This window comes from Caenimonas sedimenti (genome assembly GCF_007833165.1).
Taxonomy (GTDB): domain Bacteria; phylum Pseudomonadota; class Gammaproteobacteria; order Burkholderiales; family Burkholderiaceae_C; genus Ramlibacter; species Ramlibacter sedimenti.
Genome location: NZ_VOBQ01000002.1, coordinates 394568 through 419710, shown reverse-complemented (window position 1 = coordinate 419710; position 25143 = coordinate 394568). Strand labels below are relative to the sequence as shown.

19 protein-coding genes are annotated in these 25143 nt (G+C 68.8%); 9 read left to right on the top strand and 10 right to left on the bottom strand.

Annotated elements, in window-relative coordinates; translation table 11 throughout:
• Nucleotides 1-3: 3 nt before the first annotated feature.
• Genes FN976_RS03075 through FN976_RS03060 form a run of 4 tightly spaced genes read left to right on the top strand, consistent with a single transcriptional unit; the run spans nt 4 to nt 4803 of the window.
• Nucleotides 4-981, top strand: a complete 978-nt coding sequence (locus FN976_RS03075; RefSeq protein ID WP_145890825.1) for a DUF58 domain-containing protein — start codon at nt 4-6, stop codon at nt 979-981.
• Nucleotides 975-2981, top strand: coding sequence for a transglutaminase TgpA family protein (locus FN976_RS03070; RefSeq protein WP_145890823.1), 2007 nt, complete (start codon nt 975-977; stop codon nt 2979-2981). Before FN976_RS03075 ends, FN976_RS03070 begins: the two co-directional genes overlap by 7 nt.
• Nucleotides 2981-4177 (top strand): lytic murein transglycosylase B, encoded by a 1197-nt coding sequence (gene mltB, locus FN976_RS03065; protein WP_145890820.1) that lies wholly within the window; start codon nt 2981-2983, stop codon nt 4175-4177. Before FN976_RS03070 ends, mltB begins: the two co-directional genes overlap by 1 nt.
• Nucleotides 4174-4803, top strand: coding sequence for an HD domain-containing protein (locus tag FN976_RS03060; RefSeq protein WP_145890818.1), 630 nt, complete (start codon nt 4174-4176; stop codon nt 4801-4803). The genes mltB and FN976_RS03060 overlap by 4 nt, the downstream gene beginning before the upstream one ends.
• Nucleotides 4804-4910: 107 nt before the next feature.
• Here FN976_RS03060 and FN976_RS03055 read toward each other — a convergent pair whose 3' ends face one another.
• The 5 genes from FN976_RS03055 to FN976_RS03035 are packed head-to-tail and all read right to left on the bottom strand — an operon-like array spanning nt 4911 to nt 11794.
• Entirely contained in the window at nt 4911-5336 is a 426-nt protein-coding gene (locus FN976_RS03055) for a GNAT family N-acetyltransferase (protein ID WP_145890817.1), read from the bottom strand.
• A gap of 21 nt (nt 5337-5357) precedes the next feature.
• Nucleotides 5358-6956: a tetratricopeptide repeat protein gene (locus FN976_RS03050; protein ID WP_145890815.1), complete on the bottom strand. Its 1599-nt coding sequence runs from the start codon at nt 6954-6956 to the stop codon at nt 5358-5360.
• Nucleotides 6953-7906 (bottom strand): alpha-E domain-containing protein, encoded by a 954-nt coding sequence (locus tag FN976_RS03045; RefSeq protein ID WP_145890812.1) that lies wholly within the window; start codon nt 7904-7906, stop codon nt 6953-6955. Before FN976_RS03045 ends, FN976_RS03050 begins: the two co-directional genes overlap by 4 nt.
• A 1-nt stretch (nt 7907) precedes the next feature.
• Nucleotides 7908-9404, bottom strand: coding sequence for a circularly permuted type 2 ATP-grasp protein (locus tag FN976_RS03040; RefSeq protein WP_145890810.1), 1497 nt, complete (start codon nt 9402-9404; stop codon nt 7908-7910).
• Between the two features lie 44 nt (nt 9405-9448).
• Nucleotides 9449-11794 (bottom strand): DNA internalization-related competence protein ComEC/Rec2, encoded by a 2346-nt coding sequence (locus FN976_RS03035; protein ID WP_145890906.1) that lies wholly within the window; start codon nt 11792-11794, stop codon nt 9449-9451.
• A gap of 140 nt (nt 11795-11934) precedes the next feature.
• On the opposite strand from FN976_RS03035, the gene FN976_RS03030 reads away from it, so the two are divergent.
• The 4 genes from FN976_RS03030 to FN976_RS03015 all read left to right on the top strand — a co-directional run bounded on the left by FN976_RS03030 (nt 11935) and on the right by FN976_RS03015 (nt 19598).
• Nucleotides 11935-15411 (top strand): transglutaminase family protein, encoded by a 3477-nt coding sequence (locus tag FN976_RS03030; protein WP_145890809.1) that lies wholly within the window; start codon nt 11935-11937, stop codon nt 15409-15411.
• A gap of 169 nt (nt 15412-15580) precedes the next feature.
• Complete coding sequence (locus FN976_RS03025; RefSeq protein WP_145890807.1) at nt 15581-18202, top strand: circularly permuted type 2 ATP-grasp protein; 2622 nt, start codon at nt 15581-15583, stop codon at nt 18200-18202.
• A gap of 12 nt (nt 18203-18214) precedes the next feature.
• Complete coding sequence (locus tag FN976_RS03020; RefSeq protein ID WP_145890805.1) at nt 18215-19114, top strand: transglutaminase family protein; 900 nt, start codon at nt 18215-18217, stop codon at nt 19112-19114.
• Between the two features lie 28 nt (nt 19115-19142).
• Nucleotides 19143-19598, top strand: a complete 456-nt coding sequence (locus tag FN976_RS03015; RefSeq protein WP_145890803.1) for a RidA family protein — start codon at nt 19143-19145, stop codon at nt 19596-19598.
• Here the strand turns inward: FN976_RS03015 and FN976_RS03010 are convergent.
• The 4 genes from FN976_RS03010 to FN976_RS02995 all read right to left on the bottom strand — a co-directional run bounded on the left by FN976_RS03010 (nt 19544) and on the right by FN976_RS02995 (nt 21946).
• Entirely contained in the window at nt 19544-19813 is a 270-nt protein-coding gene (locus FN976_RS03010; RefSeq protein WP_145890800.1) for a DUF2442 domain-containing protein, read from the bottom strand. The genes FN976_RS03015 and FN976_RS03010 overlap by 55 nt on opposite strands.
• A complete protein-coding gene (locus tag FN976_RS03005; protein ID WP_145890798.1) occupies nt 19813-20796 on the bottom strand; it encodes a response regulator in 984 nt (327 codons plus the stop codon). The genes FN976_RS03010 and FN976_RS03005 overlap by 1 nt, the downstream gene beginning before the upstream one ends.
• Nucleotides 20796-21395: an acyl-homoserine-lactone synthase gene (locus tag FN976_RS03000; RefSeq protein ID WP_145890796.1), complete on the bottom strand. Its 600-nt coding sequence runs from the start codon at nt 21393-21395 to the stop codon at nt 20796-20798. Before FN976_RS03000 ends, FN976_RS03005 begins: the two co-directional genes overlap by 1 nt.
• Nucleotides 21396-21535: 140 nt before the next feature.
• Complete coding sequence (locus FN976_RS02995) at nt 21536-21946, bottom strand: DUF4902 domain-containing protein (protein WP_186510735.1); 411 nt, start codon at nt 21944-21946, stop codon at nt 21536-21538.
• A gap of 38 nt (nt 21947-21984) precedes the next feature.
• Between FN976_RS02995 and FN976_RS02990 the strand changes: the two genes are divergently transcribed.
• A complete protein-coding gene (locus tag FN976_RS02990; RefSeq protein WP_145890791.1) occupies nt 21985-22704 on the top strand; it encodes a helix-turn-helix transcriptional regulator in 720 nt (239 codons plus the stop codon).
• Nucleotides 22705-22783: 79 nt separating this feature from the next.
• Here the strand turns inward: FN976_RS02990 and parC are convergent, their stop codons facing one another.
• Nucleotides 22784-25141: a DNA topoisomerase IV subunit A gene (gene parC / locus FN976_RS02985; RefSeq protein ID WP_145890789.1), complete on the bottom strand. Its 2358-nt coding sequence runs from the start codon at nt 25139-25141 to the stop codon at nt 22784-22786.
• Nucleotides 25142-25143: the final 2 nt, after the last annotated feature.

Genomic DNA, 25143 nt, shown 5'->3' with positions numbered 1-25143 from the left:
CCAATGGTCGCCGCAGTCTTCAACCCGTTCGGGTACGCGCGTCAGCGCTTCCGCCAGTGGTGGCAGGCGCGCCTGCCCCTGGTGGACACGATGACGCTCACGCAGCGCAACGTCTACATCCTGCCGACGCGGCCCGGCTTCATGCTCATGCTCACGCTGCTGGTGCTGCTGGTGGCGTCGATCAACTACCAGCTGAACCTCGGCTACCTGCTCACCTTCCTGCTGGCCGGCAGCGCGGTCGTCGGCATGCACGTCTGCCATGCCACCCTGCGCGGACTCACGCTGATCCTCACGCCGCCCGAGGCGCAGTTCGCCGGCGCCAGCGCCACCTTGTCCATCGTGCTGGCGAACGAGCGCAAGTCGGCCCGGCACGGCATCGGCCTGGCGGTGCTCGACGCCACGCATGAAGACCACTGGGCCTGGACCGACGTGCCCGCGCAAGGCAGCTGCACCGTGCAGGTGGCCTTCAAGCCGGAGCGCCGCGGGCTGCATCCGGTCCCTCCGCTCACCGCCGAAACCCGTTTCCCGCTGGGCACGTTCCGCGTCTGGACGGTGTGGCGGCCCGCTTCCCAGGTGCTGGTGTACCCACGGCCCGAGCCTTATCCGCCACCCCTGCCTCCCGGCGAGCCGCGCGCGGGCGGCGCCGCCGCCATGCGTGCGCAGAACAGCGGCGAATTCGAAGGCGTGCGTGCCTACCGCCGCGGTGACCCGCTGAAGCTGGTGGTGTGGAAGAAGGCCGCCAAGTCCGACGAGCTGGTGAGCCGCGACACGATGCAGTCCCAGCGCTATGAACTCTGGCTCGACTACCAGCAGGCCGGCCACGCCGACCGCGAGCCTCGCCTGTCCCGCCTCGCGGCGTGGGTCCTGCAGGCCGACAAGCTGGGGCAGGACTACGGGCTGCGGCTGCCGGGGCACGAGATCGCGCCGGGAAGCGGCGAGGCGCACAAGCGGCGCTGCCTGGAGGCGCTCGCCGTATGCTGAAGCGCGCCATTTCCCTGGGCGCGCTGCCGCGCGACACGCGCGACACGCTGTTCCTGTTGCTGGTGATCGCCTGGGTGATGATGCCGCAGGTGGGCAACCTGCCCTGGTGGTGCTCGCTCCTCGCCGGCGGGGTGCTGGCCTGGCGCGCGATCATCGCCGTCACCGGCAAGCCGCTGCCGGGTCGCTGGTGGATCGCCGGCATCCTGGTCGTGGCGCTTGGTGCCACCTGGCGCACGCACAACACGCTGCTGGGGCGTGACGCCGGCGTGACCCTGATCGTGGTGCTGCTGGCCCTGAAGACGCTGGAGCTGCGGGCGCGGCGCGACGCCTTCGTCATCTTCTTCCTGGGCTTCTTCGCGATGCTCACGAACTTCTTCTTCTCCCAGACGCTGCCGGTGGCCGCTGCCATGCTGCTCGGACTGCTGGGGCTGCTCACTGCGCTGGTGAACGCCCACCTGCCGGTGGGCCGCCCGCCGCTGGCGGAGGCCGCCAAGACGGCGGCCTGGATGGCGCTGCTGGGCGCGCCGATCATGGCCGTCATGTTCCTGCTGTTCCCGCGCTTCGCGCCGCTCTGGGGCATCCCGGCGGATGCGATGAGCGGCCGCAGCGGCTTGTCGGCCAACATGCAGGTAGGCAACGTGGCCAGCCTGGCGCTGGACGAGAGCGTGGCATTCCGCGTCAAGTTCGAAGGCGAGCCCCCCGCGCAGAGCGATCTCTACTTCCGCGGGCCCGTGCTCTCCAATTTCGACGGCCGCGAATGGCGGCCGCTGCAGGCCCGCCCGGGTTCGCGCTTCCCGATCGTGTACTTCGGCGCTTCCGGGCTGGAGGGCCTGGGCACCCCGGTGCGCTACCAGGTGACGCTGGAGCCGCACAACCGGCCCTGGCTGCTGGTGCTGGACGCCGCCGTGAAGCCTCCGGCCGCGCCGGGCATGGAAGCGATCATGAGCACCGAGCTGCAATGGTTCTCGACCCGCCCGGTGACAGACCTGCTGCGCTACCAGGCCGAGAGCTACGTCGACTTCCGCCATGGCCCGAGGAACAGTGCCGCCCTCCCGCAGGAATACACGCAGCTGCCGCCCGGCTTCAACCCGCAAACGCAGAACCTGGCGGACGAGATCAAGGCCGAGTTCCCCGGCAACCCGGCGGCGCAGGTCCGCGCCGCGATGAACCGGCTGCGCACCGGGGGCTACAGCTACACGCTGGAGCCGGGGGTGTATGGCCAGCACACGGCCGACGAATTCTGGTTCACCCGCAAGGAAGGCTTCTGCGAGCACATCGCGTCGGCCTTCGTGGTGCTGCTGCGCGGCATGGACATCCCGGCGCGGCTCGTGACGGGCTACCAGGGCGGGCAGCGCAATTCGGTGGACGGCTTCTGGATCGTGCGGCAAAGCGATGCCCACGCCTGGACCGAGGTCTGGCTGGCCGGGCAGGGCTGGGTCCGCGTGGACCCCACATCGGCGGTGATGCCGGGCCGCACCGGATCGTTCCAGCGCTTGGTCGCGCCGCAAAGCGTGTTCACCACCGCGATGAACAGCGTGAACCCCAGCCTGGCGGCCAACCTGCGCGCGGCCTGGGAAGCGCTGAACAACAGCTGGAACCAGTGGATCCTGAACTACACGCAGAGCAAGCAGCTCGACCTGCTGAAGAACCTGGGCTTCAAGTCGCCGAGCTGGGAAGACCTCAGCTACGTCCTGATCGCGATCATCGTCGCGCTGGCGCTCGTGGGGGCGGCATGGAGCTGGTGGGACCGCCGCGTGCACGACCCGTGGCTGCGCCTGCTGTCGCGCGCCCGCAAGCGGTTGAACGCGGCCGGGCTGGAGCTCGGCAGCGCCGCACCGCCGCGCCAAATTGCGACGCTTGTCACAGCACGTTTCGGCGAGGATGGGCGACGATTGGCGGACTGGTTCCTGCGGCTCGAAGCGCAGCGTTATGCGCGCCGGCCGGAGGCCGACCTGCGCGCGCTCCGGCGCGAATTCCAACAGCTTCCCTGGCCCGCCTGATGCACTTCGCTTCGCTGCTCTTCCCACTCACCCTGCTCGTTTTCTCCTTGCCGGTCGTGGCCCAAACGCCGCCCGGGCCCGCGTCCGAACCCGCCGCAGCCGCCCAACCGCAGGCTGCAGAACAACAGGCGCCCGCGCCGGCAGCCAAGGCATCGAACGCCACGCCGTCACGACCGCGCCCCGCGGCGGCCGCCCGCCGGGCTCCCGCGCGCGGCACGCCGTACGCCGGCCGCGAGGACGCGATGCAGTTCGCCGACGAAATCGCGCAGAAGCGCGGCCTCGACCGCGACTGGGTGCGAGCCGCCATCGGCGAGGCGCAGAACCTGGCCGTCGTCTCGCGGCTGATGCAGCCGCCACCGGCCGGCACGCCCAAGAACTGGCGGGTCTACCGCAGCCGCTTCATCGACCCGATCCGCACCGCGGCCGGCGTGAAATTCTGGCGGGCGAACCGGGCTACCCTCGAACGCGCCGAGAAGGAATTCGGCGTGCCCGCCGAAATCATCGTCGGCATCATCGGCGTCGAGAGCATCTACGGACAGCAGATGGGCGACTTCCGCGTGATCGATGCGCTGGCCACGCTGTCGTTCGATTTCCCGGCTTCGCATCCGCGCGCGGCCGAGCGCGTGCAGTTCTTCCGGGGCGAACTCGAACACTTCCTCGCCTGGCACAGCAAGGCCGGCACGAGCCCCCTGCGCCCGCGCGGCAGCTACGCCGGCGCCATGGGCATGCCGCAATTCATGCCGAGCAGCCAGGCGCGCTGGGCGGTCGACTACGACGGCGACCAGCGCATCGATCTCGCGGGCAGCCCCGCCGACGTGATCGGCTCGGTCGCCAACTACTTCAAGGGCTACGGCTGGAACCCCGGCATGCCCACCCACTACCCCGTGCGGTTCGACACCGCCCGGCTGGATCTGGAAGGCCTGCTCGTGCCTGACATCCTGCCCACCTTCAGTGTGGCCAGCTTCCAGGCCAAGGGCGCCATCCTGGAAGGGCCCGCACTGGATCACAAGGGACCGCTGGCGCTGGTGGAACTGCAGAACGGCGCCGACCCGCCGCAGTACGTGGCGGGCACCGAGAACTTCTACGTGATCACGCGCTACAACTGGTCGAGCTACTACGCGATGGCGGTCATCGAACTGGGCCAGGAGGTGAAGGAAGCACTGGGCCGGCCGCCTGCCGCGCGGGCCACGCAATGATCGGCCCGCAGGAGTGGCGGCGCCTGTGGGAATCCCTGGGGGCGCGTACCGTGCCCCAGGGCCTGCTCAACCAGCTGATGGCGAGCTACAGCGAGCCGCACCGGCGCTACCACACGCTGCAGCATCTGCGCGATTGCCTGCTGCACTTCGACGCGGCGCGATCCATGGCGGAGCGTCCGGATGAAGTGGAACTGGCGCTGTGGTTCCACGACGCCGTGTACGACCCCGCGGGCAAGGACAACGAAGAGCGCAGCGCCGATTGGGCGCGCGCCAGCATGCTGGCGGCGGGCTGTGACGCCGCCGCGGCGGAGCGCGTGCATGCATTGGTGCTGGCGACGCGCCATGACGACATGGCGGCACCGGACGACGGCGACACGAAACTGCTGCTCGACATCGACCTGGCCAGCCTGGGATCCGCGCCAGCGCGCTTCGACGATGACAACCGCGCGATCCGGGCTGAGTACGCGCATGTGCCCGAACCCGACTACCGGGACGGACGGCGGCGCATTCTCGAAGGCTTCGTGGCGCGGCCGCGCATCTACCGGACCTCCGCCTTCCATGACGCGCTGGAACGCCGGGCGCGCGAGAATCTCGGCCGGGCGCTGGCGGCGCTGCAGGAGCCTTAGCCCTCGGCTCCAGCTAGCGCAATGCGTTCGCCGATCCAAGGGGCGTGAGGTGGATCGAACACAAGGCCGGTGACGGTAGGCAAGTCGGCGGGTTCCTCCCGCGTAGGTCAGGCGCCGCCGACGTATGGATCTGCGCGGTTGATCTCCATGAAAGTCTCTGGTTTCTCGAGCGGAGCGAAGCCGTACTTCGCATAGAGCCCCCTCGCGGTGCTGCTGACGAGAACCCAGCGCCTCAAGCCCTGCAGGCGCGGATGAGCAAGCACTGCCTCCGTGAGCATCCTGCTGTAGCCCTTGCCGCGGTGTTCCTGAACAACGAATACGTCCAGCACGTAGGCAAAGGTCGTGTAGTCGGTCACCACCCGCGCGTATGCAACCTGCGCCTCTGAGTTGAACAGGCCGAAGTTCAGCGAGTTCTGCATGGATTCACGCACCAAGTCTTTGGGGATCCCCCTCGCCCAGGGAGAGTCTTCCGAGAGGAATCGATGGATCAAGTCCACGTCTTGCGCCGCAGGATCGGTTCGGAGTGACAGCATGGGTTCCTTCTACCTGACGCGCTAGGGGGAGGTGGTGTTGCGCTCAAGTGCCGGTGCAGGCCAGTTTCCGAGCCCCTGCTGCAAAGCGGCCATCACCCGCCCCACCTGCACCGCCCTCGGCTCGCCGAAGCCACGCCGGAACAGGCGCGCCGAGGGGTACCAAGGTGAATCCTCGCGCTCCAGCAGCCAGCGCCAATCGGCATTGGGCGGCAGCAGGATCCAGACCGGTTTGCCCAAGGCCCCGGCCAGGTGCGCGATCACCGTATCGACAGTCACGACCAAGTCGAGCTGTTCGATCATCGCGGCGCTGTCACCGAAGTCGCGCCACTCGGGGGTGAGGTCGACCAGGCGCGCCGCATCGACTTCAGCATCGGTGAAGCCCGCCGCGTCGCCCTTTTGCAGGCTGTAGCACTGCACACCCGGCAAGCGGGTGAACGGCTCCAGCAAACTCAAGGGAACGCCGCGATTGCGGTTGTTGACCTGCCCCGGCGCACCGGACCAGCACAGGCCCAGCTTGAAGCGGCCTTCCGCCGGCCGCAGGCGTTCACGCCACGCAGGGCGCCGCTGCTCGGGCGATTGCAGGTACGACACGGGCGCGGGGATGGTCGCCAGCGCCGTGTCGAACCGGCCCGGCAGCTCCATCAGCGCCGCATGCACGTGCACCTGGAGGTTCTCGCCGGGCGCCAGGCAATGCACGCGCGGAAAGCTCGCCTGCACCACGGGCACCAACTCTGGCTGGATCACGCAGTGCACCCTGGCGCCCAGCGCCTCGAGTTGCGGCACGTAGCGGATTGCCTGGATCACGTCGCCCAAGCCCTGCTCGGCATAGACCGCAATGTCCTGCCCGGCCACCGGCTGCTGCCGCGCGCCCTGCCACTCGGCATGCGGCACGTAGAAGGCGGGCCGCCGCACACGCTCGGTGTCCCGCCAGCGATGTTCGTACCAGGCCCAACCCTCCTGCAGGCGGCCGGCCAGCAGCAGCGTGAACGCCAGGTCCAGCTGCGCGAGCGCAAAGCCCGGCTGCAGATCCAGCGCCTGCCGCAGCACGCGTTCGGCTTCATCCAGGCGATTGAGGTTCAGCAGGGCGGTGCCCAGGATGCGCACGGCGTAGGGATGGTCGGGCGCGAGTTGCACCGCGCGCTGGGCGTGCGCGAGCGAGCCCTCGAAGTCCTCCATGCGCCAGAGGATGCCGGCCAGGTCCACATGCGCCTCCAGGAAGCTGGCATCCAGCGCGAGCGCGTCGCGGTAGTGCTGCGCGGCGCCATCCAGCTTGCCGGCCTGCTCCAGGCAATAACCCGCATGCAGCAGGTTCGCGCGGTTGCGCAGCCCCAGGCGCTCGAGCAGCTCACGGTAAATTGGTGCGGCCTGCGCGTACTGCCGTTGCGCCAGCAGCAGGTCGGCCAGCAACTGCATCGCCGTCGGTTCACCCGGGGCGATGCGGCAGGCATCCGTCAGCCACGCGGTGGCGCTGAGCTTGTCACCGCCGCCGGCCAGTGCCTGGGCGAGGCCGATGCGCGCGGGAACGGATTGCGGCTCGCGCTGCAGCGCCTGCACGAAGGCGGCGCGCGCTTCGTGGAAGCGGCCGGCGGCCAGCAGGGCGCCGCCCTCCGCGAAGGTCATGCCGGCACGAGGAAGTCGCGGCTGATGCGCGCGCCGAGGTCGTTCACGCGGTCCAGGAACTGCGTCAGGAAAGCGTGCAGGCCGTTGGCGAGAATCTCGTCGATGTGGCCGTACTGGAGTTCGGCGCGGATCTTCCCCGCACGCCGGCGCGTTTCGTTCGATTGGTCGTTGGCCACCGAGGCCAGGTTGCTCACCACCTCGTTCATGCTGGCATGCAGCGAGCGCGGCATGTCCGCACGCAGGATCAGCAGATCGGCCACGCGCTCCGGCTTGATCACGTCCCGGTAGACCTTGCGGTAGATCTCGAAGCCGGAGACGCTGCGCAGGATCGCGCTCCAGTGGTAGAAGTCGTATTCCTGGTCCTGCTCGGTGGCGGCGCCGAAGAAGTCGCTCTGCACCGCGTGGAACTTCACGTCCACCAGCCGCGCCGTGTTGTCCGCGCGTTCGAGGAAGGTGCCCAGGCGCATGAAGTGCAAGGCTTCGTCCATCAGCATGGTGCCCACGGTCACGCCGCGCGACAGGTGCGAGCGGAATTTCACCCATTCGAAGAACTGGCCCGGGTCGCGCTCGAACTCGCCGGAGCGCAGCATGCGGTTGACCTCCAGCCAGGTCTGGTTCTGCGTCTCCCAGGCCTCGGTGGTGAGCGAGCCGCGCACCGCCCGCGCGTTCTCGCGCGCCGCGCGCAGGCAGGACACGATGGAGGACGGGTTGCTCTCGTCCTTCACCATGAAAGGCATCACGCGCACCGGGTCGATTTCCCCGTGCTTGGCGGTGTAGGCCGGCATCAGCTCGCTGATGGACAGCATGCCCTGCCAGCCGACCTGCGCCACGGCGGCCGACTGCGGCAGCAGCGAGGTCTGGTAGTTGACGTCCAGCATGCGCGCGGTGTTCTCCGCACGCTCGGTGTAGCGGGACATCCAGAAGAGGTGGTCGGCGGTGCGGCTCAGCATGTCAGACCTCCAGGATCCAGGTGTCCTTGGTGCCACCGCCCTGCGACGAGTTGACGACCAGCGAACCTTCCTTCAGCGCGACGCGGGTCAGCCCACCCGGCACCATCTGCACCTCCTTGCCCGAAAGCACGAACGGCCGCAGGTCGATGTGGCGCGGAGCAATGCCTTTTTCGACGTAGGTGGGGCAACTGGAAAGCGAAAGCGTCGGCTGCGCGATGTACCCATCCGGCTTGGCCTCCACCGCCTTGCGGAAGTCCTCGATCTCCTGCTTCGTGGCGGCGGGCCCGACCAGCATGCCGTAGCCGCCCGCGCCATGGACCTCCTTCACCACCAGGTCTTTCAGGTTGGCCAGCGTGTACTTCAGGTCTTCCGGATTGCGGCACATGTAGGTGGGCACGTTGGAGAGGATCGGCTTTTCGCCCAGGTAGAACTCGATCATCTTGGGCACGTAGGGGTAGATCGACTTGTCGTCGGCGACGCCGGTGCCCACCGCATTGCAGATGGTGACGTTGCCGGCGCTGTAGGCGTCGATCAGGCCGGCGCAGCCCAGCGTCGAGGTCGGGCGGAAAACCGACGGATCGAGGAAGTCGTCATCCACGCGCCGGTAGATCACGTCGACCCGCTTCGGCCCGCGCGTGGTCCGCATGTAGACGTAGCGGTCCTTGACGAACAGGTCCTGGCCCTCGACCAGTTCCACGCCCATCTGCTGCGCCAGGAAGGCGTGCTCGAAGTAGGCGCTGTTGTACATGCCGGGCGTGAGCACCACCACCGTGGGGTCGGACGCGCCGGGCTGGGCCGAGGCGCGCAGCGTCTCCAGCAGCAAGTCGGGATAGTGCATGACCGGCGCGACGCGATGCGAGCTGAACAGCTCGGGGAACAGCCGCATCATCATCTTGCGGTCTTCCAGCATGTAGCTCACGCCGCTGGGCACGCGCAGGTTGTCCTCCAGCACGTAGTACTCGCCTTCGCCCTTGGCGTTGCGGGCGCGCACGATGTCGACGCCGGCGATGGTGGAGTACACGTGGTGTGGCGTGTAGACGCCCATCATCTCCTTGCGGAACTGCGCGTTGTTCAACACCTGTTCGGCGGGCACGATGCCGGCCTTCAGGATCTCCTGCTCGTGGTAGACGTCATGCAGGAAGCGGTTCAGCGCCGTCACCCGCTGCACCAGGCCTTTTTCCATCGTGGCCCACTCGTGCGCAGGGATGATCCGGGGGATCAGGTCGAACGGGATCAGCCGTTCGGTGCCGGAACCGTCTTCGTCCTTGGCGCCGTACACCGCGAACGTGATGCCGACCCGGCGGAAGATCATCTCCGCCTCTTCGCGGCGCGAGCGCATCATCTCTTCGGGCTGGCGGCCCAGCCACTGGGCGTAGCCCTTGTAGTGGTCCCGCACACCCTGCGCCTGCGACTGCGACATGCCCCCCATCGACTGCGACTGGAACTGGATCGGCCCGCCTTCGGGCAACTGGGTGAGCATCTCGTCGAATTTCTGCATGGGCGCTTTTCTCCGGAACACAGGATAGCAAGTTCCAGGCCGCGTCAGGGTGGCCGGTGGTGCCAATAGCGCCGGGCCGTCACCCTTTCGCAATCGACGGCCTCGGGCCGCGCGGACCGCCAGCGGGCCGCGCCGCAACGCGCCGATTCGATGAGAGCGATGTCCTGCGCCGAGTAGCGCTGCACGACCTCGGGCGCCGGGTGGCCGAAGCGGTTGCGGTACCCGGCCTGCACCAGGGCGGTGGTGGGGCGCACGGCCGCCAGCCAGGCTGTGCTGGAGGATGTCTTGCTCCCATGGTGAGGCACCAGCAGGATGTCCGCCCGCAACGCGCTGGCGCCCCGAGTGAGCAGGGCCTCTTCCTGCGCCCGCTCGATGTCGCCCGCCAGCAGCGCCTGGCGGCGCCCGTTCGCAATCCGCAGGACGCAGCTGACGGTGTTGGGCTTCACGCCGGCGCGGTAGTCGGCGGCGGCCGGATGCAGCACCTCGAAGCGCACGCCGTCCCATTCCCAGCCTTGGCCCGTCTCGCAGCGCGCGGCCGGGCGGCCTGCCAGGAGCGGATGCCCGTCTTCCAGCGAACTGACCAGGCGGGCCTGCGGCTGCATGCCCAGGACGGCCGGTGCGCCGCCCGTGTGGTCGATGTCGCGGTGGCTGAGGACGATCGTGTCCACCGTCTCGCCGAGCGCGCGCAACAGCGGGACCACCACCCTCTGGCCGGCATCCGATTCACGGCTGTAGGCTGGGCCGGCGTCGTAGACGAGTGTGTGCGTGGCCGTCCGGACCAGCACCGCGTTGCCCTGGCCCACGTCGGCCGCCAGCAGCTCGAACTCGCCGGGCGGTGGCCGGGCCGGCTGCCAGAGCAGCACCGGCAACAGCAGCGGCAAGCCCATCGCCCGCCAGGCGGGCGGCCAGCGCATCGCCAATAGCGTGCCGCCCAGCACCCCGGCGACGCCCGCCCACACGGGCGGCGCCGCGGTCGACAGCGTGGCGAAAGGCAGCTGCGCCAGCCATCCCAGCGCGCTGGCCAGCACGGCGAGCGCCGCGGCCGCGCCATCCCAGGCCACGGGGATCACCACGCCGGCAAGGCCGAGCGGCGTCACCACCAGCGTCACCCACGGGATCGCCACCAGGTTGGCCAGCATGCCCACCAGTGACACCTGGCCGAACAGCAGCAGCGACAAGGGCGTCAGCGCCAGGGTGACGATCCACTGCTCGCGCAGCAGCGCCAGCGTGCGGGCGGGCAGCCCGCGCGGCGCCGATGCGGCGCCGGGGTCGGTGGCGAACAGCACCCCCACGGCCACGAAGCTGAGCCAGAACCCGGGTTGCAGGAGGGCCCAGGGATCCACCGTGACCACGGTCGCGCAGGCCAGGAGCCACACATGCGGCCAGGGCCAGGCCCGCGCCCCCAGGCGCAGCCACCCCACGGCCGCCAGCATCCAGACCGTCCGCTGGGCCGGCACGCCCCAGCCGCTGAAGATCGCATAGGCCAGCGCCAGCAGCATCCCGCCCAACAGGCCGGCCTGTTGCGCCGGCAATCGCAGGCACAGCCGCGTGCTGCGCCGCCACAGGCCACGTACCGCCAGGGCGGCGGCCCACGCGAACATCGTCACGTGCAGGCCCGAGATGCTCATGAGGTGCGCGACGCCAGTGGCGCGGAACACGTCCCAGTCGGCGCGCTCGATGGCGCCCTGGTCGCCCACCACCAGCGCGGCCAGGATGCCGGCCAGCCGCCGGTCCTCGACGCGGGCGAAGATCGCGTCGCGCACCTGCTGCCGCAGTTGCTCCACCGGGTGCTGCCAGGTGCTCGCGATGCGCTGCGGGCGTGGATCGGCCGGGCCGGCGCGCACGTAGCCCGTGGCCTGCAGGCCCTGCTCCCACAGCCAGAGCTCGTAGTCGAACCCGTGCGGATTCAGGTGGCCGTGCGGCGCCTTCAGCCGGACCGTCATCTGCCAACGTTCCCCTGCGCGCAACTCGGCCGGTTGCCGCTGCAGCTCGGGGCGGCCCTCACCGCCGAGGACACCGCCGTACCAGCCGAGCGCGACTTGCGGCGGGACGCGCACCTCGGCGCCTGCCAAGCTCGCCGACTCGACGCGCATCCGGAACCGGACACCTGCTTCGCTGCGGTGCGGCATGGCCGAAACGACGCCGGTGAGGGCGAGGTCGCGGCCTTCGAGCGCGGGGGCGAGGCCTTGCGAAGAAAAGTGGGTGGCGCGCAACCCGGTCGCGGAGAACGCGAGGAGGGCCGCGGCGACGAAAGCGAATCCAATGCCCCATTCCGACCGACCTCTCCAGCGCGCCGCTGCCAGACCCGCCATCAACGCAGCCGTCAGGAGCCACGCATAGGTGCCCGCGCCCCACAGCCCGGCCTGCTGGATCTGGAACGCCGGACCCATGACGGCGCCCGCCAGCACCGGCGCGAGCCACCATCCCCCCTGCTTTTGTGCGGTCACGCTCCGCTCAACGCCCCGGCCTGCCGCCGCGACGACGGGAAAAGGACCGCCGATGTTGGCTTGCCTCTTGCTACCATGCTCTCATGTCCATCCATGCCGCCCTGAACCACGTCACCCGGTACAAATACGATCGCCCCGTGAACCTCGGGCCCCAGGTGGTGCGGTTGCGGCCCGCGCCGCATTGCCGCAGCAAGGTCGTCTCGTACTCACTCCAGGTGAAGCCGGCCAAGCACTTCACCAACTGGCAGCAGGACCCGTTCGCCAATTACCAGGCCCGGTTCGTCTTTCCGGAGCCGACGCGGGAATTCGAGGTGACCGTGGATCTCGTGGTGGAGATGGCGGTCTACAACCCGTTCGACTTCTTCCTGGAGCCGAGCGCGGAGAAATTCCCGTTCGAGTACTCCAAGGACCGGGCACAGGAACTCGCACCCTACCTCGCCTGCGAGCCCATGACGCCGCGTGTCATGGCCTACCTGGCCAGGATCGACCGCAAGCCCATGGTCACCATGGACTTCCTGGTGGCACTCAACCAGCAGCTGCAGCGCGACGTCAAGTACCTGATCCGCATGGAGCCCGGCGTGCAGACGCCCGAGCAGACGCTGGAACTCGCCAGCGGCTCCTGCCGCGACTCCGGCTGGCTGATGGTGCAGCTGCTGCGCCGCCTGGGCCTGGCCGCCCGCTTCGTGTCGGGTTACCTGATCCAGCTCAAGCCGGACGTGAAGGCGCTCGACGGCCCGAGCGGCACCGAAGTGGACTTCACCGACCTCCACGCCTGGTGCGAGGTCTACCTCCCCGGAGCCGGCTGGATCGGCCTCGACCCGACCTCCGGCCTGCTGGCGGGCGAAGGACACATCCCGCTGGCCTGCACACCGCAGCCCTCGGGCGCCGCGCCCATCGAGGGCCTGGTGGACGACGCCGAGGTGGAGTTCAGCCACCACATGGTCGTCTCGCGCATCTACGAGTCGCCGCGGGTCACCAAGCCCTATTCCGAAGAGCAGTGGAAACAGGTGCTGGCCCTGGGCGAGGAAGTCGACCAGGCACTGGAAGCGGGTGACGTCCGCCTCACCATGGGCGGCGAACCCACCTTCGTGGCGGTCGACGACCGCGACGGCCCGGAATGGAACACCGACGCCCTGGGGCCCACCAAGCGGGCTTATGCCACCGAACTGGTGCATAAGCTGCGCGCGGAGTATGGGCAAGGCGGCTTCCTCCACACGGGCCAGGGCAAGTGGTACCCCGGGGAGCAATTGCCCCGCTGGGCCATCTCGATCTGCTGGCGGGCCGACGGCCAGCCATGCTGGAGCGACCCGGGGCTGTTCGCCGACGAGCGCGTGCCCTCGCACTACACAGCCAAGGACGCCGAGCGGTTCGTCCAGGCCCTCGCCGGCACGCTGGGCGTCACCGGCAAGTACATCCAGCCGGGTTATGAGGACGTCTTCTACTACCTCTGGCGCGAACGCAAGCTGCCGGTGAATGTCGACCCGTTCGACGCGCGGCTCGACGACGAGCTCGAACGCACCCGCCTGCGCCGCGTGTTCGACCAGAAGCTCGACGCCGTGGTGGGCTACGTGCTGCCGCTGCAGCCCGCGCCCGGCGACGGCCCCAAGCTGCGGGGGCCGGTCTGGACCACGGGCCCCTGGTACTTCCGGGACGACCGCATGTACCTGATCCCCGGCGATTCGCCGATGGGTTACCGGTTGCCGCTCGACGCGCTGCCGTGGGTGAGCAAGTCCGACTACCCGTACATGATCGAGCGCGACCCGATGGCGCCGGCTGACGGCCTGCCGCCGCACGGCTTGCAGGCGGGCCGGTACATGCAAGGCCCGGTGGGCCCGCGCGCGGAAGCGCCACGGGTCTTCCAGGACGGCATGGGCCGCTTCGACGCCACTTACCGCGGCCAGGGCCATGGTCCCAGCGAGCCGGCCGATTTCGCGGTGCGGCGACCCAGCAAGTTCGAGTCGGCGCAGTGGGTGGCGCGCACTGCGCTCTGCGTGGAGGTGCGCGACCCGCAGCGCGCCAACGGCCCCAAGGCCGAGAAGGAGCATGGCGGCAAGAGCGGCATGCTCTACGTCTTCATGCCGCCACTGGCGGAGCTGGAGGAATACCTCGACCTGCTGACGGCGGTGGAGGCCACGGCGAAATCGTTGGGCGTGAAGATCGTCCTCGAAGGCTATCCGCCGCCGCGCGACGCCCGCCTGAAGGTGCTGCAGGTGACGCCCGACCCGGGCGTGATCGAAGTCAACATCCACCCCGCCCATAACTGGCGGGAACTGGTTGCGCACACCGAATTCCTCTACGACGCGGCCTTCGAGAGCCGCCTCTCGGCCGAGAAGTTCATGACCGACGGCCGGCACACCGGCACCGGCGGCGGCAACCACTTCGTGCTGGGCGGCGCCACCCCGGCCGACTCGCCCTTCCTGCGCAAGCCCGAGCTGCTGGCGAGCCTGCTGCTGTACTGGCACAACCATCCCAGCCTGAGCTACCTGTTCTCCGGGATGTTCGTTGGCCCGACCAGCCAGGCACCCCGCATCGACGAAGCGCGCAACGACCAGCTGTACGAGCTGGAACTGGCGATCAAGGAGATCGAGCGCAACCGGCAGGTCTACGGCCAGGCCATGCCGCCGTGGCTGGTGGACCGGACGCTGCGCAACATCCTGGTCGACGTCACCGGCAACACGCACCGCAGCGAGTTCTGCATCGACAAGATGTACTCGCCCGACAGCGCGACCGGCCGCCTCGGCCTGCTGGAACTGCGTGCGTTCGAAATGCCGCCGCACGCGCGCATGAGTGTCGTGCAGCAGTTGCTGCTGCGCGCGCTGGTGGCGCGCTTCTGGAAGGAACCGTACCGCCTGCCCGCGACGCGCTGGGGCACCGAACTGCACGACCGCTGGCTGCTGCCGACTTTCGTGCACATGGACATGGAGGACGTGCTCAGCGAGATGCGTGCCGCCGGCTACGCATTCGACAGCGCCTGGTTCGCGCCGCACTTCGAGTTCCGCTTCCCGATCGCCGGCGAGATCCAGGCCATGGGCGTGCAGCTCACGCTGCGCAACGCGCTGGAACCGTGGCACGTGATGGGCGAGGAAGGTGCGCCGGGCGGCACGGCGCGCTACGTCGATTCGTCGCTGGAGCGCATCGAGGTCAAGGTGACCGGCCTGAACGAGAGCCGCTACGTCGTCACAGTGAACGGCCGTGCGTTGCCGATGCAGCCCACGGGCACCGTCGGGGAATTCGTCGCGGGTGTGCGCTATCGCGCGTGGCAGCCGCCGTCGGCGCTGCACCCCACCATCGGCGTGCATGCGCCCCTGACCTTCGACCTCGTCGACACCTGGATGAACCGCTCGCTCGCGGGCTGCCAGTACCACGTGGCGCATCCGGGTGGCCGCAACTACGTGACCTTCCCGGTGAACGCGTACGAGGCGGAGAGCCGGCGTCTGTCGCGCTTCTTCCGCATGGGACATACGCCTGGGCAGTTGCGTGTGCCGCCGGCGACGATTCATGTGCCGGGGAGCCGGGAGTTTCCGTTCACGCTCGACTTGCGAAGGCCGGCACGAGTTTGAGTTCTTAGGCCTCGCGTGGCAAAGCCGCACGCGGGCGGGCTGTGGCGCGCTGGCCCGGCCACGTGCGGCGTTGCCGCGAGGACGAAGAACGTGAATGGACGCGGACGAAATCGCAACCGCGCAACAACCAAATAGACCCCATCTGCCCGCGATGTGACAATACCCCGGCGTGGACCACCCCAACGATTCGCTGTTCGGCACCGAGCCCCATGAAACGCCCGCCGCCCTCGCGGCCGCGCTGGCACCGCCCGCCGCTCCGGGCCACTTCGACGAATTGAGGGGCGGGGTCTCGTCGCCATTGGCGGACGCACCCACGGGCACCCAGGTCCACGTCGCCCCTGACGCCCCGCCCGCGCCCCACTGGGCCCGCTTCTTCGACACGCTGGGCCGCGAAGGCTTCGAAGACCTGAACCGCCGCACGGTCAACCTGGAACGCCAGGTCCGCGACAACGGCATCACCTACAACGTCTACACCGAGGGCGGTGGACCGCAGCGGCCCTGGTCCGTGGACCTGTTCCCGCTGATCCTGTCGCCGCGCAGCTGGCAGCAGATCGAAGCCGGCGTGCTGCAACGCGTCCGCTTGCTCGAGAAGATCATGGCCGACGTCTACGGGCCGCAGGAACTGCTCTCGCGGAACCTGATGCCGCCCGCGCTGGTGCAAGGGCATCCCGGCTACCTGCGGGCGATGCACGGTGTCGTGCCCGCGGGTGGGCGCCACCTGCACATCTGCGCATTCGACCTGGCGCGTGACCCGTCGGGCGCCTGGTGGGTGGTGACGCAGCGCACGCAGGCGCCGTCGGGCCTGGGTTACCTGCTCGAGAATCGCCTGGTCATCTCTCGCCAGTTCCCCGAAGCGTTTCGCGACCTGAAAGTGCAGCGGCTCGCGGCGACCTACCGCGCGTTGCTCGAAAGCCTGCAGACGATGTGCCCGTCGCGCGGGGAGGACCCGCGGGTCGTGCTGCTCACACCGGGCCCTTACAACGAAACCTATTTCGAGCACGCCTACCTCGCGCGCTACCTGGGGCTGACGCTGGTGGAGGGCAGCGACCTCACCGTGCGCGACCAGCGCCTCTTCCTCAAGACGCTCAAGGGCCTGGAGCCGGTGCACGGCGTGCTGAAGCGGCTCGACGACGAATTTCTCGACCCGCTGGAGCTGCGTTCGGATTCGCACCTCGGCGTGCCGGGTCTTCTGCAAGCCATCCGGGCCGGCAACGTGTTGGTCGCCAACGCGCCCGGCACCGGCTTCCTGGAATCGACGGCCCTGCTCGGCTTCCTGCCGGCCCTCTGCCGTAACCTGTTGGGCGAAGAGCTCCGGCTGCCGGCGCTCGCCAGCTGGTGGTGCGGCGAGCGCGCCGCCATGGAAGCCGCGCTGCCCCAGCTGGGCGCGAACGTCATCAAGGCCACCTACTCGGGCGCCGGCGCGGGCGCCGTGCTGGGCAAGAACCTCTCGCGGCGCGAACTCGACGAGTGGGCCGGCCGCATCGTGCGGGAGGCCGACCAGCACACGGTGCAGGCATACCTGCCGCTGTCGCAGATGCCCACGTGGAAGCCGTCGCCCGCGGGCGACCGGATCCTGCCGCGTTCGCTGCTGCTGCGCGTGCTCGCCGTGTCGGACGGCCCACAGGGCTGGCGCGTGCTGCCTGGCGGCCTGACGCGCATCGCCACGGCGGAACTCGAGATCGCCTCCATGCAGCGCGGCGGCAGCAGCGCCGACACCTGGGTGATGACGGAAGGCGAAGTCGACTCGACCAGCCTGCTGCACCACGAGCACCCCTCGGTGGACACGCCGCACCGCACGCGCACCGTCACCAGCCGCTCGGCCGAGAACATGTTCTGGCTGGGCCGTTACACCGAGCGCACGGAGAACACCGCGCGTCTCGCCCGGCTGACCATCGAGAGCCTCAACGGCGAAGACCAGTCGTCCATGCCGCTGCTCGCCTGGCTGACCGAGCTGGCCGTGAGCAATGCGCTGGTGTTGCCGGCGGTGCCGGCCGCCACGCAGGCCAGGCGGGTGTTCGAACGCTCACTGATCGCGGCGCTCGCCGACACCGAAGAGTCCTACAGCGTCGGCTTCAACCTGTGCGCGTTGCGCGGGGCCGCGTCGGCACTGCGCGAACGGCTCTCGCTGGAGCAGTGGAACGTGATCGTGCGGGCCGAGCAGGACTTCCAGCGCGGGTGCGCGGCCTGCACCGAAGACGGCGACTTCTCCCCGGTGGAAGCCGTGCGCGTGCTGGAAGCCCTCTCGGGCCATACCGCTGCCATGACGGGCGCGCAGACGGATCGCATGACCCGCGATGACGGCTGGCGCCTGCTGTCGACCGGCCGCCACCTGGAGCGGCTGGCGTTCCTGGCGCAGGCGCTGTCCTGCGCGTTCGAGACCGCGGCCGTCGCCGATGAAGGCGGTTTCGAGGCCGTGGTGGCCCTGTTCGACAGCACCATCACCTTTCACGCGCAGTACCAGCAGCGCCACGACATCCCGGCGCTGGTGGACCTGCTGGTGCTGGACCGCGACAACCCGCGCTCCCTGGGCTGGGTGGCGCACACGGTGCGCGGCCGTCTGGCCAAGCTGGCCGGCGCACCGGCCGGCGAGCCGACGCCGCAGGCGGATGCGGTGCCCGATCCGAAGGATTGGTCGCTCGAGGCACTGTGCGAGCGCGATGAGGAAGGCCGCTACGCGACGCTGCTCGAACTGCTGCAGCAGTGCGTGGATGGCGCCTACCGCATGTCCGATGAACTCACGTCACGCTACTTCGCGCATTCGGGCGACGCGCGTTACAGCGTGGGGGCCTGAGCCTTCGACACCATGCTCCTCCACGTCACCCACGAAACCGCCTACGACTACGCGCCGCCCGTGCGCACGGCGCAGCACATGGCGCACCTCAAGCCCGTGCACAACGGACAGCAGCAACTGCTGGAGCACCGCATCACCATCGAGCCGGAGCCGGCGCAGCAATCGGACGCCATCGACGTCTACGGCAACACGCGGCATTTCTTCAGCCTGCAGGCGGTGCACGACACGCTGCGGGTCGTCTCCGAGAGCCTCGTGTCCACGTCCGCGATCGCCGAGCCGGAGTGCTCGCTGGCCTGGGAGCAAGTGCGCGAGCACCTGCGTTACCACCGGGCGGCCCAATACGATCCGGCCGCGGAGTTCTCCTTCGCTTCCCCGTATGTCCCCCGGCACGCCGATTTCATCGCTTACGCCCAGCCCAGCTTCCCGGTGGGGCGGCCGTTGCTGGAAGCGGCGCGCGAACTGATGCATCGGATCCATGCGGACTTCGAGTACGCCACGCAAGCCACCGACGTGAACACGCCCCCGCTGGAGGCGCTGGCACTGCGCAAGGGCGTGTGCCAGGACTTCGCGCACGTGATGCTGGGCTGCCTGCGCAGCCTGGGGCTGGCGGCGCGCTACGTCAGCGGTTATCTCCTCACCGAACCGCCGCCGGGCCAGACGCGGCTGGTGGGCAGCGATGCGTCACACGCCTGGGTCTCGCTGTACCTTCCCGCCGATGGCGAGCATGGCGCGCAATGGGCGGACCTCGACCCGACCAACGACCGCGCGCCGGGCGAGGATTACGTGACCCTCGCGCTCGGGCGCGACTATTCCGATGTGTCGCCCATCCGCGGCGTGATCCACGGCGGCGCCAACCATGCGCTGCGCGTGGCCGTGACCGTGGCGCCCGCGAAAGAGGCTGCCGCTCCGTAGAATCCGCGGATTCCAAGGAGAGCAAGCCATGAGCGTCTACGACAAGCTGAAGGAACTGAACATCACCCTGCCGCCGGTGGCCACGCCGGCGGCCGCCTATGTGCCCTTCGTGCGCACCGGCAACCTGGTCTTCCTGTCGGGGCATATCGCCAAGAAGGACGGCAAGGCCTGGGTCGGCAAGCTGGGCCAGACCATGCAGACCGAAGAGGGCAAGGCGGCCGCGCGCGCCATCGCCATCGACCTCCTGGGCACGCTGCATGCGGCGGTGGGCGACCTGAACAGCATCACGCGGATCGTGAAGGTCATGAGCCTGGTGAATTCCTCGCTCGATTTCACCGAACAGCACCTGGTCACCAACGGGGCCAGCGACCTTCTTGGCGAAGTGTTCGGAGCCAGGGGCGCGCACGCGCGCAGCGCTTTCGGCGTCGCTCAGAACCCCATGGGGGCCTGCGTGGAGATCGAGCTCATCGCGGAAGTGGGCTGATCCGCCGCGCCCCGGATGAAGTCCACCGACAGGTCGATCGCAAGGGTGGGCCAATAGAGGTGGCCCGGCGGGTGCCATTGCACCTCGGCCAGCTGGTCGACGGTGGCCCGCCGGAACCAGGGGAACTGCTTGAAAGGCAGCCGCAGTTCCTCGCGGCCGACCTGCAATGAAAAGCCGTGCGAAGAGACACGCGTGAGTTCAGCGGGGGCGTTCATCAGAATCTGCTCTGGTTGACCGCGCGCTCCTGCGCGCGGCGCATGCGGGGCCCGCCCATGGACCGGTGGAACATCTGCAGCGCGCCCAGCAGGCGCCCTTCGGGGCCCAGCGCGAAGGCGGGCAACGCCGCGAAGTGACCCGCCTTCTGGCCGGCACTGCCGCCCACCGCCAGCATCAGCTCGATGTTGCTCAGGCAGTGGCCGGCGGCGATGCTGCGCACGTCGGCTGCGCGCAGGCAGTAGTGCTCGGCGCGATCGGCGGCCTCGTCGAGGCGCGCGGGGTCCTGCAGCTGCAGCCAGGAGATGCCGCCCCAGAGGTCGGCGCCGAGGATGCCGAAGGGCTCGCCGATGCAGATCCACTCGTGCCAGTGTTCGTGCGCGTAGCGCACCAGCGCGGCGGCGACGCCATCGTCGTTCAACAAACGCAACTGCGAATGCGAGAGGGTCGCGCGCCAGATGCGGTTCGCGCGGGTATCGGGCCGGTGCATGAGCGCGCGGACCGTGGCGCTGCCTCCGGCGGACGCCACGCGCTTCGGAATGCACGCGTCGATCTGCCCGCGGGCGAGTGCTTCATGGGCCGAGTCGGTTTCCGCCTCCCCCGTGAGCAAGGCCTTGCAACCCGGCCATCCGACCAGTTCGGTCAGCGCGGCCAGGCCGTCCGTGCCCGGCATCAGGTGGTCCGCCAGCAGCACCTTGGTCAGGTCGCAACGGTCCGGATGCGTCGTCCAGTAATCAAAAATAAGGCGCAGCAGCGAGCCCCGGCCTTTTTTCCAGTCCTCCACTACTCGCTGCTGCGCCCAATAATCCTGCTCCCAGAGCGGCGGTTCCTGCTGGATCGCGTTCGTGCAGGAATCCGGGTGCCCATAGGTGCGAACCGTCCACTCCGGCGCCAATGCCGCGCCCAACCGCTCGACCTCGCCCGGGTCGTCGTCCAGAACGGCGACGGCCCCCGGCCGATGCGCCAGCGGAAACCGGACGCCCATCACTGGCCCAAGGCGCGCCGGGTGATTTCGTCCGCTTCGATGAAGCAGGCCACGGTGAGCACGCCGCCGATGCGCACCGGCGGGCCCAGGCGATGGACGTTCACGCCCTGCTTCTTCAGCATCCGCTCGATCGGCGCGGTCGTCACCGTCACGTAGCGCGCCACGCCATGCGCCTGGGCGAGGCGCGACGCCTCCGTCATCAGGGCCACCGAAAGTTCACCAAAGCCCAGCTGCGGATTGCCGGCATCTTCGGTGCTGGCAAGGCGCGCCGTGGCCAGGGCGAAGCGGCTCAGCTCCCAGCAGTCCGCCGAGGCCGGCGCGGGCTGGCCGTGCAGCAGTTCGGGGAACACGTCGCGCAGCATGTTGGGCCCCAGCGTGGGCAGGATGCGCCAGCAGGCATCGACGCGATGGTCCGGCGTGCGCGCGACGATGTAGCTCGCGTCGGGCAAGGCGTCGTACTGGTCGATCTCCTTGCCGTCAGGCGTGGTGTGCACCTGCCAGCCCAGACGTTCGTGGAACACTTCGTAACGCAGGCGGAACATGCCGTCGCGCTCGATTTCCGACAGTTGCTCGAGGCTGCCCGTGACTACCGTATGCATGATGTGAGCCCTTCGTCTTCCGTGAGCTCGCATTGGAAGTCGGCGGCGGTGGCGCGTAACCTACGGAACTCCGTAGGCACGGCCCGCCCAGACGTGGCCTGGGTTGCGGGCCGCCACTGTGTTTAACCTCATTGAATTCTTCATTCCGCGGAAACGGCGTCCGCGGACACTTCTTCCCAGGGCAGATCAAGAATGAGCTGGATCAGCGCCTCATCGGTGTCGTGCCGGCTCATGTCGTACCCGCCACTGTCGATGAGCGTGATGTTGGAGCGCGGAGGCACGCTCGTCTGGGCCCGGAGCGCACCGTCGTGCAGGCGCATCCAGTCCCACCCCAGGGACACGAGGCGCCCCTGGCTGCGGCCCTGCCACTCGGTGATGCCGGCGGACTGGACGGCACAACGCGCCAGCCTCGCGTCCTCGAGCACGCCGGGGTCTTGCACCGTACAGACATGTTCAAACACAATAGACAACAATGCGGCTTCGCGCAGGCGTACCCGGCGGTCGTGGGAATGCATCTGCGGGTACGTCACATCGGCTGTGATCGAGTACATATGAAGACCTTTCATTTTCCTGTTGCGAGGAATCAGCTTTGAAGGACGCCGCGCAGCTGTCCCAGATTGCTTCGATGACCGCGGCGGTGGATGAAGCGGACTTCCTCCAGAAGGCCCAAGCCGCCGCCCGGGCCATCGGCTTCGAGCACGTGCTGCTCGGCTTCGAATGGCGGCGGCATTCGTTGCCGCCGATCCAGCATGTCACCAGCGGGTTTCCCGCGGGCTACCAGCAGGTCTACGTCGAGCGCGGCCTCATCATGCTGGACCCCACGGTGCCCTACTGCCAGACGCACACGCAGCCGCTCGAGTGGGACGAAGCGATGTACACGTCGCCGCAATCGCGGGAAGTGCTGGAGGAGTCGCGCAAGTACGGCCTGAGCCACGGGCTGAGCGTCCCCGTGCACGAGAGCGGGAGCATCGCCAGCATGCTCAGCCTGGGGCGCGACAAGCCGTTCGAAAGCGACAGCGAACGGGAAGTGGTCATGGCGGGCGGCAGCGTGCTCGCCAACTGCGCGCATGTGGTCATCAAGCGCGTGCTGTTCCCCGCTTTCGCCGCCCAGTTGCGCGCGCGGCTCACCAAGCGCGAGCTCGAATGCCTGCAATGGATCGCGCAGGGCAAGAGCAACACGGTGATCGCGGACATCCTGCGCATCTCGGAAAACGCGGTCGAATACCACCTCAAAAGCCTCTTTCCCAAGCTCAAGGTTTCCACCCGGGTGCAGGCGGCCATCGTGGCGGTGGAGATGAGCCTGGTGTGAGCCCCACCGGCGCGGAGTCTACGCAGCGCGGCGGCGGATTGCGACTACGGAACTCCGTAGGTGCGGGCCCTTGTGTGACTTACTCGACGCGTTGAACGCCCAGCGGCTTGAAGCCCAGGTCCGCCGCCTTGCCCTTGCGCCCACGCGCCCCCTTGGCATTGTTCAGCGAACGGATCTCCAGCACTTCCTCGCGCTCCTTGTCGGCGCGGCCCACACCCGTGATGCGCACCGAGCGCGTGTAGGCGGCCGCGCCCGCGAGCTCGTCCTTGGGCTCCAGGTCGATCAGCATCAGGCCGCGCCCGCCGTTCGCCATCTGCTTCAGCTCGGAGATTTCGAAGGTGAGGATGCGCTTGCCGGTCGAGGCGCAGCACACGTGCGTGGCGGGCACGTGCAACGCTCCCGGCGTGGCACCCGTGGGCGGAGGGATGTTGGCCGGGGACGGCCGGCACACCGTCTCGCCGGTGCCCAGCGTGAGGAAGCTCTTGCCGCCTTTCTGCCGCGACACCATGTTCTCCACGGTGGCGAGAAACCCGTAGCCGCCTGAATTGGCGAGCAGCAGCCAGGCACTTGCCGCGCCCGCGAAGTAGTGCACCAGCTGCGTGCCGGATTCGAGTTCGACGAAGGTGGTGAGCGGCTGGCCGTCGCCACGTGCACCCGGCAGGATCGCGACGGGTACGGAGTACACGCGGCCGTTGCTGCCGAAGGCCAGCAGCGTGTCGACCGTGCGGCACTCGTAGGCGCCATACAAGCCGTCGCCCGCCTTGAACGCGAAACCGGTGACGTCGTGGCCATGGCCCTGGCGCGCGCGCACCCAACCCTTCTGGGAGATCACCACGGTGACCGGTTCATCGATGATCCTGACTTCGGCCACCGCCTTTTTCTCCGCCTGGATCAACGTGCGGCGCGCATCGCCGAACTGCTTGGTGTCGGCCTCGATCTCCTTGATCATCAGGCGGCGCAACGCGGCCGGGGAACCGAGGATCTCTTCGAGCTTCTTGCGGTCCTCGCGCAGCTCTTTCAGTTCCTGCTCGATCTTGATCGCTTCCAGCCGTGCGAGCTGGCGCAACCGCAGGTCGAGGATGTCGTCGGCCTGCCGCTCGGTCAGCTTGAAGCGCGCCATGAGCGCGGGCTTCGGCTCGTCGCTCTTGCGGATGATCGCGATGACCTCGTCGATGTTCAGCAGCACCAGCTGCCGGCCCTCGAGGATGTGGATGCGGTCCAGCACCTTGTCGAGCCGGTGCTGCGAGCGCTTTTCGATCGTGCGCTGGCGGAACTCGATCCATTCCGTGAGCATGCGCCTCAGCGACTTCTGCACCGGCTTGCCGTCCAGGCCGACCATGGTGAGGTTGATGGGCGACGAGGTTTCCAGGCTGGTGTGCGCCAGCAGCGAGGTGGTGAGCTCCGCCTGGTCGATCCGGCTGGTCTTGGGTTCGAACACCAGGCGCACCGGGGCGTCCTTGCTCGACTCGTCGCGCACCGCGTCCAGCACGGCCAGCACGGTCTGCTTCAGCATCACCTGGTCCTGGCTCAGGGCCTTCTTGCCGGCCTTCACCTTCGGATTGGTGAGCTCCTCGATCTCTTCCAGCACCCGCTGCGTGCTGACGCCCGGCGGCAGCTCGGTCACCACCAACTGCCACTGGCCGCGCGCGAGTTCCTCGATTTTCCAGCGCGCGCGTACTTTCAGCGAGCCCCGGCCCGTGCCGTAGGCTTCGGCGATGTCGGCCGCGCTGCTGATCACCTGGCCGCCGCCCGGGTAGTCCGGACCCGGCACGTGCGTGAACAGCTCCTCGTCGGACAGCTTCGGGTTCTTCACCAGCGCCACGCAGGCCTCGGCGATCTCGCGCAGGTTGTGGCTGGGGATTTCGGTGGCCAGGCCGACGGCGATGCCGCTCGCGCCATTCAGCAGCACGAAGGGCAGCCGCGCCGGCAGCACCACGGGCTCCTGCGTGCTGCCGTCGTAGTTGAGGATGAATTCGACGGTGCCTTCGTCGAGTTCGTCCATCAGCAGGTTGGCGATCTTCGCGAGGCGCGCCTCGGTGTAGCGCATCGCCGCCGCGCCGTCGCCGTCGCGGCTGCCGAAGTTGCCCTGGCCGTCGATCAGCGGGTAGCGCTGCGCGAAGTCCTGCGCCATGCGCACCAGCGCGTCGTAGGCGGCCTGGTCGCCATGCGGATGGAAACGGCCCAGGACGTCGCCGACGACGCGCGCACTCTTGACCGGCTTGGCCCCGGAGGCGCCGCCGCCGAAGCCCAGCCCCATGCGATACATCGAATACAGGATGCGCCGCTGCACGGGCTTCTGCCCGTCGGCGACATCCGGCAGGGCCCGGCCCTTGACGACGCTGAGCGCGTATTCCAGGTAGGCGCGCTGGGCGTAGCCGGCGAGGTCGAGTTCGCCGTCGCCGCCGTCTTTGTCGAAAGTGATCAGGTCTTGTTCCACGG